We start from the raw sequence: 16018 nt of genomic DNA, 5'->3' as shown, positions 1-16018 counted from the left end.
AAGACAGAATCCAGAATTCAAGTTCTGGGTTCTCTTTTTATTTTGTGTTATACTAAAGCTATGTTAGATTTGAAAAAATATGGGATTGAGATGTGGGAGGATGAAAAGATTATCTCTTTTCGCCAAAAATTATTAGCTTGGTATGATGAAAATAAGCGCGATTTACCTTGGCGGAGAAGCAGCAATCCTTATCATATCTGGATTTCAGAAATTATGCTTCAGCAAACACGGGTAGATACGGTTATTCCTTACTATGAGCGTTTTTTAGCCTGGTTTCCGACAATTAAAGATTTAGCAATGGCTTCAGAAGAACGTTTGCTTAAAGCTTGGGAGGGGCTAGGTTACTATTCGCGAGTACGCAATATGCAACAGGCTGCTCAGCAGATTATGACAGATTTTAGTGGCGAGTTTCCTCACACTTACGAGGAGATTTCTAGTCTGAAAGGAATTGGTCCTTATACAGCAGGAGCTATTGCAAGTATTGCTTTTGGCTTGCCTGAGCCAGCGGTTGATGGGAATGTTATGCGGGTCCTGAGCCGTTTATTTGAGGTGAATTTGGATATTGGTGTCCCTGCTAACCGAAAGGTTTTTCAAGCGATGATGGAAATTCTGATTGACCCCCAAAGACCGGGAGATTTCAACCAAGCTTTGATGGATTTGGGCTCAGATATTGAAGCGCCTGTCAACCCTAGACCTGAGGACAGTCCAGTAAGGGAATTTAGTGCTGCTTACTTACATGGAACAATGGATAGATACCCTATCAAAGCTCCTAAGAAAAAACCTATTCCAGTTTATTTGTATGGTTTGATTATCCAGAATAATCAAGGAGAATTTCTTTTAGAGAAAAATGAAGCAAGCAGTCTTTTATCAGGATTTTGGCACTTTCCTTTGATTGAAGTAGACGAATTTTCGGATGATGAACAGTTATCCCTTTTTGAAGTAGCAGAAAATCAAGTTGCAATTGAATTATCTCCTCAAGAAAGCTTTGAGCAGGATTATGATGTGGTAGTGAATTGGCAGGAGCAAGCTTTTCCGACAATTCAACATGTGTTCAGTCATCGCAAGTGGCAGATTCGTTTGCTTTATGGTCAGGTAGTAAATGCTACGGAAATGCCTAAACAGGAACAAGTTTTATGGTTGCATCCTGATGAATTTGACAACTATCCATTTGCTAAACCTCAGCAAAAGATGTGGCAAGCCTTTCAAAAAGGAAAATTAAAAGGAAATTAAATATTAAGAGACAGGGACGATATGATCTCTGCCTCGTTTGGTGATAGTAAAAAGTTACTGCTTAGTTAGTTTATAATATACTTTGAAGCTGGAAATTTTAATTCCAGCTTCATTTTTATAAGTTAGCGAATGACTTGATTTCCTCAGCCGTCATAGAAGAGTCACAACGGACAGCTACTTGGCTATTCTCTGTGTGTAAAAATCCTGGCACAGTTGGGATTCCATATTCGGAACGAAAAGCTTGGAGTTCTTCCAGTTCACTAGGTTCCTCACTGTTGATAAAGAAAATGTATGCTTGGGTTTCAGCGACAACACTAGCTAGCGTAGTGGCGAATTTACGACAGTAAGGGCACGTTTTACGCCCAATGAAAAAAGTTGCGTTTTCTTTATTCTCAATGGCTTGTCGGGCACGTTCTACAGTCGTGACTTCTAAATCTTTGATATCTTGCGTAAAATTATCCATAAAATAACCTCATTTCTTTTGCTCATTCTAGTATGCCACAAATAGGAAAATAATGCAGAGATTTGAAATGAAATGTAAAATATTGAAAGAGAAGTGAAACAGAACTAGAAACTGAAAATTTTAATTGTCATCCTCTTATCTCAAGACTCCGCTATAAAATGTTTCCCAGCTATTTTGTATAGTCTCCCCTGTAACGTTGAGCAAATGTTAAAAAGCGAAAAGACTTTGAGACCTACTTCGAAAGCTCTGTCCGCCATCTTAAAGCAGCGTTTGAGCAATTATCTGTCATTTGTTACAAGACAATTTCGAGTCTGAGACACTCTTGTCCCAGACTCGAAGTTTGAATATTGTAGAAGTTAGACTGAGAAATCAAAGCCTTCTTACTTTTTGCTTATTTTACAAAATCATTGATTTCTGCTTCAATTTTTGCAATTTTTGCTTGAGCGTCTTGGCTGGAATTTCCGACAACAGCAATGTAGAATTTGATTTTTGGTTCAGTTCCTGAAGGACGTACAGCAATCCATGAACCATCAGTAAGTGTGTATTTTAATACATCGCTTGGTGGAGTTGTTAATTTCGTTACATCGCCGTCAGAATCAGTAGCAGTTTGTGCTTTGAAATCTTCTGTGACTGCAACAGCAGTAGCGTTAAATTCTTTTGGTGCATTGTCACGGAACTTGCTCATAATAGCTTTGATTTGTTCCGCGCCATCAACACCAGACAGAGTAACTGAAATCGTCTTTTCAGCATAATAACCATATTCTTTGTAGATTTCTTCAATTCCGTCTGCAAGAGTTAAGCCGCGAGAACGGTAGTAGGCAGCTAATTCTGCAACAACTAATACAGCTTGGATAGCATCTTTGTCACGCACAAATGGTTTAATCAAGTAGCCAAAGCTTTCTTCAAAGCCCATCATGTAAGTGTGATTGTGTTTTTCTTCAAATTCTTGAATCTTTTCGGCGATAAATTTGAAACCAGTTAAGACATTGAACATGGTTGCGCCGTAGCTTTCAGCAATCTTGGTTACAAGATCGGTAGACACAATGGATTTGCAAAGTGCTGCATTGGCAGGAAGTGTTCCAGCAGTCTTATGCGCTTCAAGGATGTACTTAGCCATAATTGCACCGATTTGATTTCCTGAAAGATTGCGGTAGCTGCCGTCTTTTTGGAGAACTTCAACGCCCACACGGTCAGCATCTGGGTCTGTTGCGACAAGGACATCCGCACCAACTTTACGCCCTAATTCTTCAGCGAGAGCGAAAGCAGCTTGGTTTTCTGGATTTGGTGATTTGACAGTGGAGAAGTCTGGATCTGGCACACATTGAGCTTCAACGACTTGAACAGAGTCAAAACCAGCTTGAGCAAATGCTCGGCGTGCTAACATTTCACCTGTACCGTGAAGCGGAGTGTAGACGATTTTCATGTCTTTGCCATATTCGTCAATCAATTGTTGATTGATATTCACGTCTTTTACTTCTTTTAGGTATTCAATATCGACATTTTCACCGATGATTTCAATCAATCCAGATGCTTTTTCTGCTTCAACATCAGCTACTTCAATGGCAAATGGATTTTCAATAGCACGAATATAAGCTGTTAGAGCATCAGCATCATGAGGCGGCATTTGACCACCATCTTCGCCATAAACTTTATAGCCATTAAATGGAGCAGGGTTGTGGCTAGCAGTAATCATAATTCCAGCAAAAGTTCCTAAATGGCGAACTGCAAATGAAAGTTCTGGTGTTGGACGGAGACTCTCAAATACATAAGATTTAATGCCATGTTTTGCTAAAACAGCAGCAGATTCAAAGGCGAATTCTGGTGAGAAGTGGCGAGAGTCGTAAGCAATAGCGACACCGCGTTTTTTGAAATCTTCGCCTTTTTCGTCAATCAAACGTGCTAAACCTTCAGTTGCCTGACGAACGACATAAATATTGATACGATTCGTACCAGCACCTATCAGACCACGCATACCAGCAGTACCAAATTCAAGATTAGTATAAAATGCATCTTCTTTTGTTTTTTCATCCATTGAATCCAATTCTTTACGAAGATAGTCTGGAAGTTCTGCAAAATCAAGCCATTTTTTGAAATTTTCTTGGTAAGTCATTACGAAATCTCCTTTTTAAAATAGGAAAGCTTATGAAAAATCAGTGAAAACAGGAAATATCATTGCTTATTTAATAAAGGAACGAGCATATCCATTTTTCTCAATTTTTCAGCTTTCTGCATTTGTTTAACCGTTTTCATTATAGCATTTTTTCATAAAAAAATCACGTTTTCACGTGATTATTTTCTAACTTTTTCAAGTGCTGGGATAATGGTAACTGTCAGAACCGCAGAAATAATCATTTCAGCAATAGAATTGGTTGAAATGACAGAGGCAAGCAGCAACTGAATGTTTCCATTATACACTTTGGAGAATAGCAGGAAAATCCCTCCTAAAACAAATATGGTATTTGTCAACGAACCGACTGTTCCAGCTAAGATAAGTCCGGTCTTATTTTTAAGATATTTATAAACAAAATAAGGAGTGACTCCGATTAAGATTCGTGGAACGAGGGCAATGAGGAGCGAATAAATATTCCCATTAGGTACAAACGGGCTAAACAAGTAACTGGTTGGCAAGAGAACAAGTGTGTTCGTAACCAGACTAATGATACCCATTAGCGCCCCTAAAATAGCACCTACTTTTGGTCCATATAAAATACTTGCAATAATAACGGGAATGTGGACAATCGTTGGTTTGATCGGAACAGGGAATAGGTTAAATATTACTGAACTCAATAGATGAATGACGAGCATAATCGCAAAAAAGATAGCAATTTGAGCAATATTAGATTGTTTCTTCATAAATCATTTCCTTTACTTTTTTTATAATTGTTTCTATATCAGCAAGTGCGCCGATTCCTTTGTCACCACAAGCGAGGACGGTTTCTATAGGCTGAATGATTTGCCAGCCATATTTTTCTAATTTAGATAGATTTTCTTGAGTGATTGGATTTTCATACATTTTTGTATTCATAGCGGGAGCCAGCACTTTTTTAGCTATTGATGGCAGAGCAAGTGCGGTACTGGTTATCATATTGTCTGCAAAGCCATTGGCTAATTTAGCGATTGTATTGGCAGAAGCAGGTGCAACTAAGAAAAGATCCGTTTGCTTGGCAATTTCAATATGATTGACCTTGTTTGGCGCAGGCTCGTCCATGACGTCTGCATGTACTACATTTTTCGACAATACCTGCAAAGTCAGTGGTGTAATGAAATTTGTAGCTGCTTGAGACATCAGAACAGTTACATTTAGATCGTCTTTTGTCAATTGACTGACCAAGTCGGCAGCTTTATATGCAGCGATACTTCCTGTAACAGCTAAAGTAATATGTTTCATAGATTGTCCTTTGCGTGAATGTGTGTTACGAGTTGTTGAGCGATTTCCTCTTTGGTGCTGGCTTCTATGACAGAATTTTCTTTGACCAAGTAAGCATGATGTTGATTATTAGAAATATCATACAAGTCATTTGCCACAATTATTTCTGCTTTGTTTTTTATGAAACTAGCACGAGCAACTGACAGTAGTTCTTCCTTAGAAACATCAACTAAGAGTTTAAAACCAATTAGATGGATATCGGGATTCCATTTTTTGACTTGGCTAATAATTTTTGGAGTTTGCTTGAGAAAGAGTACTTGGTATTCATCTTTTGATGAAATCTTGCCTTGATCATTGGTCTTATTCAAAAATTCTGTTAAATCCTGTGAAGCAGTAATTTGATCAAAACCTGTCATGTAAATAGGCGTGTAGTCAGAGACGGCCATTGAATGAATCAAAACATCATGAATTTTGACCAAAGACTGCATTGTTTCTAGCAAATCCTGAACATTTTCAATGATTTGAATGGTTAAATTTGGATGAGCAGCAGGTTTGACAGCACTCTGTGTAGTGATTAAGGTGACCTGATCACCTTGTGTTAAAAAACTCTCTGCAATAAGAGTACCAAGTCTTCCTGTTGAGTGATTCGTAATAGAACGAACTTGATCAATTTTTTCGCTTGTTCCGCCAGAAGTAATCAATAGTTTCATAACTAAATTTTACACAAAAAAACTTAATTCGTAAATAGAAAAGACTTTCCCGAACGTTTTTGAGAAGTTTAGCTTTGAAAGTGTTTGTTTTCTTTATTTTTTGGTATAATAATCCTATCAAAACTGGAGGATTCCAAATGAAAACGGATATAGAAATTGCTCAGAGCGTTGACTTACAGCCGATTGCTGATGTAGTGAAGAAAGTTGGAATTGATTACGACGATTTGGAGCTTTACGGTAAATACAAGGCTAAATTGTCTTTTAATAAGATTCAGGAATTACAAAAGAATCCAGTTGGTAAGCTGATTCTGGTAACAGCAATCAATCCAACACCGGCTGGCGAAGGGAAATCGACTATTACTATTGGTTTAGCAGACGCTCTCAACAAAATAGGCAAGAAAACCATGATTGCGATTCGTGAACCATCTCTTGGACCAGTAATGGGAATCAAAGGCGGAGCCGCTGGAGGTGGTTATGCACAGGTTCTACCAATGGAAGACATCAATTTGCATTTCACAGGAGATATGCATGCGATTACCACTGCCAACAATGCCCTTTCTGCTTTAATTGATAATCATTTACATCAAGGAAATGCTCTAGGAATTGACCAACGTCGCATTATCTGGAAGCGCGTGGTAGATCTGAATGACCGTGCTTTGCGGCATGTGACAGTCGGTCTGGGCAGTCCGGTTAATGGAATTCCGCGGGAAGATGGTTTTGATATTACGGTTGCATCTGAAATCATGGCTATTCTCTGTTTAGCGACAAGTATTGAAGACTTGAAAGAACGTCTAGCTAATATCGTTATTGGTTATCGTTATGATCGGACGCCTGTTTATGTTCGAGATTTGGAAATAGAAGGTGCTCTTGCTCTCATCTTGAAAGATGCTATAAAGCCCAATCTAGTACAGACTATTTATGGAACCCCTGCCTTCGTTCACGGTGGACCGTTTGCCAATATTGCTCACGGCTGTAATTCCGTTTTGGCAACGACAACAGCTTTGCATTTGGCGGACTACACGGTGACTGAAGCTGGATTTGGTGCGGATCTAGGGGCTGAAAAATTCCTAGATATCAAAACACCCAATCTTCCGACTGCTCCAGATGTAGTGGTTATTGTTGCAACTCTCAGAGCATTGAAAATGAACGGTGGTGTTGCTAAAGAAGATCTGACAACTGAGAATGTTGAAGCGGTTAAAGCAGGTTTTGCCAACCTCAAACGCCATGTGGGAAATATCCGTAAATTTGGTGTTCCGGTTGTGGTGGCTATCAATGAATTTGTCTCTGATACTGAGGCTGAAATTGCCGTTCTCAAGGAACTTTGCACGGAGATTGATGTCCCTGTGGAATTGGCTAGTGTCTGGGCAGACGGAGCTGACGGTGGTCTAGCTCTTGCTGAAACTGTGGTTAAAACGATTGAAGAGACTCCTGCTCACTACAGCCGACTCTATGACAACAATCTGTCTATCGAAGAAAAAATCGAGAAAATTGTCAAGGAAATCTATCGTGGAACAAAAGTCAATTTTGAAAAGAAAGCCAAAACTCAAATTTCTCAAATTGTCAAGAACGGTTGGGATAAGCTACCAATTTGTATGGCCAAGACCCAATATAGTTTTTCAGACAATCCAACGCTTCTGGGAGCGCCAGAAGATTTTGAAATCACTATCCGTGAAGTCGTTCCAAAATTGGGTGCAGGCTTTATTGTAGCCCTGACCGGTGATGTTATGACCATGCCAGGTCTGCCAAAACGCCCAGCAGCCCTTAATATGGATGTCGCACCAGATGGTACAGCTATTGGACTATTTTAAAACGAAAAAGGTTCGAGAGAGCCTTTTCTTTTTGAATTTGGTAAAATATACATGGTGATATACTTCATTTTTATGAAAGTAATAAGAAGAAAGGAAGGTTCGGATGATGAACATCAGATTAGCAAATAAAAACGACGCCGCTGTTCTTGTAGCTATTTACGCGCCTTATGTGGAGAAAACAGCCATTACTTTTGAGTATGATGTTCCGTCGGTGGAGGAATTTTCTGACCGGATTGAGAAGACATTGGAAAGGTATCCTTATCTGGTGGCTGAAGAAGAGGGAGTCATTCTAGGTTATGCTTATGCTTCGACTTATTATGGTCGAGAGGCATACAACTGGGCTGTTGAACTGTCGGTCTATGTAGCTGATGAGAATCGCGGTAGAGGGATTGGGAAGCAGCTTTATGACAAATTGGAAGAAATTCTTGAACAGCAAGGGTTTGTTCATTTTCTAGCTTGTATTGCTCTGCCGAATGACGCTAGTATTTCTTTCCATAAAAAACGTGGTTATCAGCAAGTAGCGCATTCCCAAAAATCGGCTATAAATTTGGCTGTTGGCATGATACAGTTTGGTTGCAGAAGAGTTTAGATAAACCAGCAAGACCAATTAAATTATTCAAAGATATGAATGTTGAAAGTGAATGGTAATATGAAAGTAGAAGATATTTTCCAAGGATTAAAAGAAGTAGCAAACCCTGAAGATGCTATTCACATGAAAGCATACATGAAAGACCAGCTCGAGTTTTTAGGGGTCAAAACACCTGTTAGACGAAAGCTTTCCAAGGTATTTTTTAAGAAAAATAGCAGTCTTGCAATTGATTGGAAATTTATCCATCAGGCTTGGGACAATCCCTATCGTGAAATGCAATATGTGGTGCTGGATTATTTGCAACTGAAACAAAAAGCTTTGACACCAAGCGATTTGCCAAAGATAAAGAAATTAGCACAAACAAAGCCATGGTGGGACACAATTGACTTTTTGTGTCGCTCGGTAGGCTATATTAGTTTGCATTATCCTGAGACAAAGAAAATAGTATTAGATTGGAGCAGGGATAAAGATTTCTGGTTGCGCCGAATTGCTATCGAGCATCAATTGCTTCAAAAAGAAGAAACGGATGTCCAGCTGCTGGAGCAAATCCTGATTAATAATCTTAATCAAACCGAGTTTTTCATCAATAAGGCCATCGGCTGGGCTCTGCGAGACTACTCTAAAACCAATCCCGACTGGGTGCTGGAGTTTATCGAAAAATACAAGGATAAACTGAGCAGACTCAGCATTAAAGAAGGAAGCAAGTATTTGTGAGATTGATAGATGAGGAAGTTTTTCCATCAGTAGTTAAAAACTGATGAAGAGGATTGATAAATGAAATATCGCAGGCAAGTATTGATGAACTAGCAAAAACCGAACCAATTCTCTTTGTGAGCATTACCCAAGAGGATTGGTTCGGTTTTTTGTCTTACTTAGTTCCTAGTTTGCTTTTCGATTTTCATTGAGTGTTAGATATTTTTTTGCTCTAAGTGATGTATATGATTGTATCTGGTATAATGAATGATAATAATCGTCAAAATAGTGGTGACTGTCCAGATAGCGTATTGGTGAATGAAGCGTGTGAGAAAACCAGTAAAAACAGCACCGCCGATGAAACTAGCGACAATCATAGAGTAATTAGCCGCTTGCCTTCTAATAATATGTCTACGGTCTTTAAAACGAATATACTCATACCAAGCAGTGACCATTCTCCGATAGTTTCCTGAAGTCATCATAATCATATAGGGATAAGACTCGATTTTTGAGCCTGTATAAGTTAGCATGACCATTCCGGTAGAGGTTGCAAGCAATATCACCCAGATAAAATAATGAGAATGAAAGAAAGGAAAGAGGAAAGTCGTGAGAGTCAATGGTAAGACCCCCCAAGTACGCCAATGTGAACTTTGCGCCCGTTCCTTAAGTAGAATACCGAAGACAAAGCCACAGGTAAAAAAGATAAGCGAAAGGATACGGTAAGCAGTCTTTACGGTTGGTCCATCCCAATTGGCTACGATTAAAAGAATATTCCCTGTTTGGGTTGCGATTAGCGTACTAAATTGCATATGCGAGAAAACATCAAGGCAGCCACCTACAGCACCAAGTAAGAGGGCCATTATTCTCGTATCCTGAGGCATAAGGACAGGCTGTTTTGTTGTATCCATAACTTTTTATCCTCCTAAAATTATTTTACTCTTTTAAGACACCAATTTCAAATATTGATAAGCTAGAAAATCTCTCATAAAAAATAGTTTGACTTTTAGGATTTTCTATAGTAGAATGCTAGATATGCGATGAGTCGATAAGTGGCGCAAGCCACATATTGAGCATGGGAGGTCATATACGCAGGAGCGGACCTTGATGAGTTGTGTGAACCTGCTCATCACACGAAAGTGCCCTCAATCCCTACTTTTTAGTGGGGATTTTTTTCTTATAAGTCTTTTCAATTCTTTAGAAAAGTAGTATAATACCAGCAATACACAAATTTTTTGAAAATTCAGAGAGGTATGTTATGGGATATACAGTTGCTGTGGTTGGTGCTACAGGTGCCGTTGGAGCTCAAATGATTAAAATGCTGGAAGAATCAAGTCTTCCAATTGAGAAAGTACGCTACTTGGCTTCAGCTCGTTCTGCTGGGAAAGTTTTGAAATTCAAAGACCAAGACATCACAATTGAAGAAACAACGGAAACTGCCTTTGAAGGTGTAGATATCGCTCTCTTTTCAGCAGGTGGCTCAACGTCTGCCAAGTATGCTCCTTACGCTGTTAAGGCAGGAGCTGTTGTCGTTGACAATACCTCTCATTTCCGTCAGAATCCTGATGTGCCTCTGGTGGTACCGGAAGTGAATTCTCATGCACTTGATGCTCATAACGGGATTATTGCTTGCCCTAACTGTTCCACCATCCAGATGATGGTGGCGCTGGAACCTGTTCGTCAGAAATGGGGCTTGGAGCGCATTATCGTATCGACCTATCAAGCTGTGTCCGGTGCTGGTATGGGAGCTATTCTTGAGACTCAGCGTGAACTGCGTGAGGTCTTAAATGACGGAGTCAATCCGCGTGATGTCAAGGCTGAGATTTTGCCTTCTGGCGGCGACAAGAAGCACTATCCGATTGCTTTTAATGCTCTTCCCCAAATCGATGTCTTTACGGACAATGACTACACCTACGAAGAGATGAAGATGACCAATGAAACCAAGAAGATCATGGAAGATGACACGATTGCGGTTTCTGCTACTTGTGTTCGTATCCCTGTTCTTTCAGCGCACTCAGAGTCTGTCTACATCGAGACAAAAGAAGTAGCACCCATCGCAGAGGTCAAAGCAGCTATTGCGAACTTCCCAGGAGCAGTATTAGAGGATGATGTTGCTCATCAAGTCTACCCTCAAGCTGTCAATGCTGTCGGAAAACGCGAGACATTCGTGGGACGAATTCGCAAGGATTTGGACGCTGAAAAAGGCATCCATATGTGGGTGGTTTCAGACAATCTGCTTAAAGGTGCTGCTTGGAATTCTGTTCAAATCGCTGAGACTTTGCATGAACGTGGCTTGGTCCATCCAACAGCGGAGGTCATTTTCAAATTGAAGTAAAATGTGAGATAATATTCGTATAGTTGTATTTTGCAGGCTAGGAGGACGATAGTTATGTCTATAGAAGATTTAAAAAAAGCAAGAATCATAACAGCACTTGTAACACCGTTTAAAGAGGACGGTAGCATTAACTTTGAGGCTCTTCCTAAGCTGATTGAACACCTTCTAGCGCATCATACAGAAGGATTGATTATCGCAGGAACGACAGGCGAAAGCCCAACTCTGACGCATGAAGAGGAGCTGGAATTATTTGCAGTAGTTCAAAAGATTGTAAAAGGGCGAGTTCCGCTGATAGCCGGAATTGGTACAAATGATACTCGAGATTCAGTTGAATTCGCGCGTGAAGTTGACAAATTTGGTGGTTTTGCTGCCGGACTTGCAGTGACTCCTTATTATAACAAACCGACTCAAGAAGGTCTATATCAGCATTATAAAGCGATTGCGGAAGCTTCAAATCTGCCAGTCATCGTTTATAATGTTCCTAGCCGAACGGTTGCTGGTTTGACAGTAGAAACTTCCTTGCGCTTGGCGCAGTTGCCAAATATTATTGCTATCAAAGACTGTACGGGTATAGATACTCTTACTCATTTGGTTGAAAACGCGCCACAGGACTTTCTAATTTATACTGGGGAAGACGGACAAGCTTTTCATGCAAAGGCAATTGGAGCACAGGGTGTTATATCTGTTGCGGCTCATACCAATGGTGATGATTTTTATGAAATGTTTTCAGCCTTAGATGAGGGCAATCTGAAAAAAGCTGCTCAGATTCAACGTCAGCTGTCACCAAAAATAGAAGCTCTCTTTTCTGTGACAAGCCCAGCACCACTTAAAGCTGTGCTAAATTCTCAAGGATTTGAAGTCGGACCACTCCGCCTCCCGCTTGTTGCCTGTACAGAGAAAGAAAAAGCCTCTATTCTTCCATTTTTTGAAGATTGAAATAAGCATTTTAGATTTCTAAAAAGTCGTAAAGATATTGTCAAAATTTATTGTGAAGTAGTTAATTTTTTCATTACGGAGGACTTTGGCATCTAATGCCTTTGATGAGGATGAATGCTGTTATTTGTATTCCTGTAAAGGCTTATTTACCAGCGATTCTGTTGAGATTTCAGTTGGATGTCTCCATTAATTATGTTTTTCATCACCGGATATTACGAGAAAATATTAAATAAAGGGCTTGACCTGTCCGTTAGGGGCTGGGGTATTATCTAATTGAGGAGGTGGTGCATCATGTTGAGAAATGAAATTCAAAATAAAACTGGTTTGACCAGAAAAGCAATTGAGTACTACGAGGAAAAAGGATTGATTAAGCCTTTGAAATTAGAAAATGGTTATCGAGATTATAGCGAAGAAGACATGAAAATCTTGAGTAAGATATCTTTATTTAGAAAAGTTGGGCTTAGTGTATCTGAGATAAAAGAATATTTATCTTCAAATGGGAATTCATTATCTTCCATACTTAGAAGAAAACAACATCAGCTGGATATTGAACAAATGAGGAGAGAGGTTATTGAGCTAATCGTTAAGAAAGAAAGCCAGACTCTTATTGATGATAAGATAGCTTTGATCGAAGCAGAAGAAAGTATTTATGAGAGATTGGAAAAAATATTTCCAGGACATTTTGGACAATTAATTTTTTCTGCATACCAGCCATTTTTGAATGAACATTTAAGAGAGGATGGAAAAGAAGCTTATAAAAAATTTGTTAACTATCTAGATAGCCTTCCTTCTTTTAACCTTAGTAAAGAAGAACAAGATTATATTGAAGAAGTAAGCTCTGCTTTTGATATGAAAGTACTAAAAGAAGTTAATGCGTCAAAAATTGAAGCAATAGAAAATGCCGAAAAGTGGCTAACAGAAAATAAGAATATTATAGCTCAATATCAAGATTATAAAAATAGCGACAATTATAAAAATAGTCCTATGAAAACAATTCAAGATAAATTACAAACATTTATGTTAGACAATAAATATTATGAAATAGCAATTCCACTAATAAGGAAATTTAGTAAGAGTTATAATCAGTATTACAAAAAAACGCTTATTACAAACGAGCAATATTTGAAGGCTAGAGATTTATAAGAGTATAAGGCATCTACTCCGAGTGAGCTGGTGCTTTTTTCAAAAATTTAATGTATCTGCTTACCCCAAAGGATAGACTTTCACTTTATTATAAAAAGATTATCAAAAACTCTTGCAATCTTTTTTTTCTTATGTTACAATCATTAATGGTTTGAAAAAACTGCCTAAGACAGTAGGGGAGCTCGACTCATAAAGATCCTACCGAGGACAAAACGGATCATGTAAAAGAAACGTATTGTACTTTCGTGTCTAGGTTTGGGCGCGTTTTTCTTTTGGAAAAATTCCCCAAGCAAAATAATTACGGAGGTGAAACACTAAATGAGTGAAGCAAGTATTGCTAAAAAAGCGGAACTAGTTGATGTAGTTGCTGAAAAAATGAAAGCAGCTGCAAGTATCGTTGTTGTGGATGCTCGTGGTCTTACAGTTGAACAAGACACAGTTCTTCGTCGTAATCTTCGTGGAAGCGAAGTTGAGTATAAAGTCATTAAAAACTCAATCTTACGTCGTGCAGCTGAAAAAGCTGGACTTGAAGGTTTTGCTGATGCGTTTGTTGGACCATCTGCTGTTGCATTTTCAAATGAAGATGTTGTAGCACCAGCAAAAATCATCAATGATTTTACTAAAGAAGCTGATGCACTTGAAATTAAAGGTGGAGCTATTGAAGGTGCGGTTGCATCTAAAGAAGAAATTGTTGCTCTTGCAACTCTTCCAAACCGCGAAGGACTTCTATCTATGCTACTATCTGTACTTCAAGCGCCAGTTCGCAACGTTGCTCTTGCAGTCAAAGCGGTTGCAGACAACAAAGAAGAAGCGGCTTAATGTTAAGTTGCGCGTAGCCTATGCTACAAACTAATTTTAAACTAATGAAATATATTTGGAGGAAATAACAATGGCATTGAACATTGAAAATATTATTGCTGAAATTAAAGAAGCTTCAATCCTTGAATTGAACGACCTTGTAAAAGCTATCGAAGAAGAATTTGGTGTAACTGCAGCTGCTCCTGTAGCTGTAGCTGCTGCTGGTGCTGGTGAAGCTGCCGCTGCAAAAGATTCATTTGACGTTGAGTTGACTGCAGCAGGCGACAAGAAAGTCGGCGTTATCAAAGCTGTTCGTGAAATCACAGGTCTTGGTCTTAAAGAAGCTAAAGAACTTGTTGACGGAGCACCAACTGTTGTTAAAGAAGGTGTTGCAACTGCAGAAGCTGAAGAAATCAAAACTAAATTGGAAGAAGCTGGAGCTTCTGTTACTCTTAAATAATAGAGTACCGCAATTTGATTGCGGAAGCCTAATAAATCAAGGTTTTAAGGTTGCTTAAGGCGATTTAAAATTAGAGGAATGATGTCATTCCCCAATGACCCTACTAAGGATTTATCTTGGTGGGGTTTTTGTTTTCTTGAGAATTCCCTTTATTCATGATAGAATAAATAGGATAATGCTAGTATTTGGAGAGAAAATGAACTATTATAATGTTGGAAAAATTGTAAATACGCAAGGTTTGCAAGGTGAAATGCGTGTACTATCGGTGACGGATTTTGCAGAGGAACGTTTTAAAAAGGGAAGTATGCTGGCCCTTTTTGATAAGAAAGATAATTTTGTCATGAATGTGGAAATTGCCAGTCATCGTAAGATGAAAAATTTTGATATTATCAAATTCAAAGGAATGTACCATATCAATGACATTGAGAAATATCGTGATTTTACTTTGAAAGTGGCTGAAGAAGATTTATCGGATTTAGATGAGGGCGAATTTTATTATCATGAAATTATTGGCTTAAATGTTTATGAACAGGATATTTTGATTGGAACCATTAAAGAAATTTTGCAGCCGGGTGCCAATGATGTCTGGGTGGTAAAGCTTAAAGGTAAGCGCGATTTACTCTTGCCTTATATTCCACCTGTTGTGCTGAATATTGATCTTGAAAATAATCGAGTAGATGTGGAAATTCCGGAAGGGCTGGATGATGAAGATTGATATTTTAACATTATTTCCGGAGATGTTTGCCCCGCTGGAGCATTCAATAGTTGGTAAGGCACGTGAAAAAGGATTGCTAGAGATTCACTATCATAACTTTCGGGAAAATGCAGAGAAATCACGACATGTTGATGATGAGCCTTATGGAGGCGGTCAAGGAATGTTGCTTAGAGCGCAACCGATTTTTGATGCTTATGATGCGATTGAAAAAAAGCAACCACGGGTTATTTTGTTAGATCCCGCTGGTCGTACTTTTGATCAAGCCTATGCGGAAGAGCTTTCCCAAGAAGAAGAATTGATTTTTATTTGTGGGCATTATGAAGGCTACGATGAGCGGATTAAAAGGTTGGTGACGGACGAAGTTTCGCTTGGAGACTATGTCTTAACAGGTGGAGAATTGGCTGCTATGACGATAATCGATGCGACAGTACGGCTGATTCCTGAAGTTCTTGGTAAGGAAGTTAGTCATACTGATGACAGTTTTTCATCAGGTCTTTTAGAATATCCTCAATATACGCGCCCTTATGATTTTCGTGGAATGGTTGTGCCAGATATTTTGATGAGTGGTCATCATGAAAATATTCGAAAATGGCGTCTGTATGAGAGTTTGAAAAAGACTTATGAACGTCGTCCAGATTTATTAGAAAAATATGAATTAACAGCCGAAGAAACTGAAATGCTGGAAGAGATTCGTAAAGAAAAAAGCGATTGGTAAGAGTAAAAGTTTTCTAATGTTATTTAGAAAGCTTTTTTATTATTGTTAAAAAACAGATA

The 16018-nt window shown here is 38.8% G+C and carries 16 protein-coding genes, 1 pseudogene and 1 other annotated feature; of the genes and pseudogenes, 11 read left to right on the top strand and 6 right to left on the bottom strand.

Features of this window, described 5'->3' with window-relative positions:
• Window positions 1-60: 60 nt before the first annotated feature.
• Window positions 61-1230: an A/G-specific adenine glycosylase gene (mutY, locus tag HMPREF2984_RS00720; RefSeq protein ID WP_049533764.1), complete on the top strand. Its 1170-nt coding sequence runs from the start codon at window positions 61-63 to the stop codon at window positions 1228-1230.
• A gap of 115 nt (window positions 1231-1345) precedes the next feature.
• On the opposite strand, the gene HMPREF2984_RS00715 is transcribed toward mutY, so the two are convergent.
• The 5 genes from HMPREF2984_RS00715 to HMPREF2984_RS00695 form a co-directional block, all read right to left on the bottom strand.
• Entirely contained in the window at window positions 1346-1693 is a 348-nt protein-coding gene (locus tag HMPREF2984_RS00715; protein ID WP_049533767.1) for a DUF6568 family protein, read from the bottom strand.
• Between the two features lie 391 nt (window positions 1694-2084).
• Window positions 2085-3803, bottom strand: a complete 1719-nt coding sequence (locus HMPREF2984_RS00710) for a phospho-sugar mutase (RefSeq protein WP_049533769.1) — start codon at window positions 3801-3803, stop codon at window positions 2085-2087.
• A gap of 179 nt (window positions 3804-3982) precedes the next feature.
• Window positions 3983-4546, bottom strand: a complete 564-nt coding sequence (locus tag HMPREF2984_RS00705) for an ECF transporter S component (RefSeq protein ID WP_003024201.1) — start codon at window positions 4544-4546, stop codon at window positions 3983-3985.
• Entirely contained in the window at window positions 4530-5081 is a 552-nt protein-coding gene (gene coaC, locus HMPREF2984_RS00700; protein ID WP_003029349.1) for a phosphopantothenoylcysteine decarboxylase, read from the bottom strand. The genes HMPREF2984_RS00705 and coaC overlap by 17 nt, the downstream gene beginning before the upstream one ends.
• Complete coding sequence (locus HMPREF2984_RS00695; RefSeq protein WP_057489691.1) at window positions 5078-5770, bottom strand: phosphopantothenate--cysteine ligase; 693 nt, start codon at window positions 5768-5770, stop codon at window positions 5078-5080. The genes coaC and HMPREF2984_RS00695 overlap by 4 nt, the downstream gene beginning before the upstream one ends.
• Before the next feature lie 137 nt (window positions 5771-5907).
• Between HMPREF2984_RS00695 and HMPREF2984_RS00690 the strand changes: the two genes are divergently transcribed.
• From HMPREF2984_RS00690 to HMPREF2984_RS00680, 3 genes and pseudogenes are all read left to right on the top strand, one after another.
• Complete coding sequence (locus HMPREF2984_RS00690; RefSeq protein WP_049533774.1) at window positions 5908-7578, top strand: formate--tetrahydrofolate ligase; 1671 nt, start codon at window positions 5908-5910, stop codon at window positions 7576-7578.
• A gap of 106 nt (window positions 7579-7684) precedes the next feature.
• A pseudogene (locus HMPREF2984_RS00685) lies at window positions 7685-8226 on the top strand (N-acetyltransferase family protein).
• A gap of 1 nt (window position 8227) precedes the next feature.
• Window positions 8228-8881, top strand: coding sequence for a DNA alkylation repair protein (locus tag HMPREF2984_RS00680; RefSeq protein ID WP_049533859.1), 654 nt, complete (start codon window positions 8228-8230; stop codon window positions 8879-8881).
• Window positions 8882-9075: 194 nt separating this feature from the next.
• Here the strand turns inward: HMPREF2984_RS00680 and HMPREF2984_RS00675 are convergent, their stop codons facing one another.
• Window positions 9076-9768 carry a YoaK family protein gene (locus HMPREF2984_RS00675; RefSeq protein ID WP_049533776.1) on the bottom strand — a complete coding sequence of 231 codons (693 nt, stop codon included), beginning with the start codon at window positions 9766-9768 and terminating at the stop codon, window positions 9076-9078.
• Between the two features lie 347 nt (window positions 9769-10115).
• On the opposite strand from HMPREF2984_RS00675, the gene HMPREF2984_RS00670 reads away from it, so the two are divergent.
• From HMPREF2984_RS00670 to trmD, 7 genes are all read left to right on the top strand, one after another.
• On the top strand, window positions 10116-11192 hold the full coding sequence (locus HMPREF2984_RS00670; protein WP_057489689.1) for an aspartate-semialdehyde dehydrogenase: 1077 nt from the start codon (window positions 10116-10118) through the stop codon (window positions 11190-11192).
• Between the two features lie 54 nt (window positions 11193-11246).
• Complete coding sequence (gene dapA / locus HMPREF2984_RS00665) at window positions 11247-12128, top strand: 4-hydroxy-tetrahydrodipicolinate synthase (RefSeq protein ID WP_049533780.1); 882 nt, start codon at window positions 11247-11249, stop codon at window positions 12126-12128.
• A 291-nt stretch (window positions 12129-12419) separates the two neighbouring features.
• Complete coding sequence (locus tag HMPREF2984_RS00660; protein ID WP_049533782.1) at window positions 12420-13271, top strand: MerR family transcriptional regulator; 852 nt, start codon at window positions 12420-12422, stop codon at window positions 13269-13271.
• Window positions 13272-13416: 145 nt separating this feature from the next.
• Window positions 13417-13551, top strand: a sequence feature (ribosomal protein L10 leader region).
• 38 nt (window positions 13552-13589) lie between these two features.
• Entirely contained in the window at window positions 13590-14090 is a 501-nt protein-coding gene (gene rplJ / locus HMPREF2984_RS00655; RefSeq protein WP_070670021.1) for a 50S ribosomal protein L10, read from the top strand.
• Window positions 14091-14160: 70 nt separating this feature from the next.
• A complete protein-coding gene (gene rplL / locus HMPREF2984_RS00650; RefSeq protein WP_003024225.1) occupies window positions 14161-14529 on the top strand; it encodes a 50S ribosomal protein L7/L12 in 369 nt (122 codons plus the stop codon).
• Between the two features lie 196 nt (window positions 14530-14725).
• Window positions 14726-15244, top strand: coding sequence for a ribosome maturation factor RimM (gene rimM, locus HMPREF2984_RS00645; protein ID WP_049533813.1), 519 nt, complete (start codon window positions 14726-14728; stop codon window positions 15242-15244).
• Window positions 15234-15959, top strand: a complete 726-nt coding sequence (trmD, locus tag HMPREF2984_RS00640; protein WP_049533869.1) for a tRNA (guanosine(37)-N1)-methyltransferase TrmD — start codon at window positions 15234-15236, stop codon at window positions 15957-15959. Before rimM ends, trmD begins: the two co-directional genes overlap by 11 nt.
• Window positions 15960-16018 lie beyond the last annotated feature (59 nt).

Source organism: Streptococcus sp. HMSC066E07 (assembly GCF_001814695.1).
Taxonomy (GTDB): Bacteria; Bacillota; Bacilli; order Lactobacillales; family Streptococcaceae; genus Streptococcus; species Streptococcus hominis.
The sequence above is the reverse complement of the archived record's forward strand: the minus strand, read 5'-3'. Positions and strand labels throughout refer to the sequence as shown.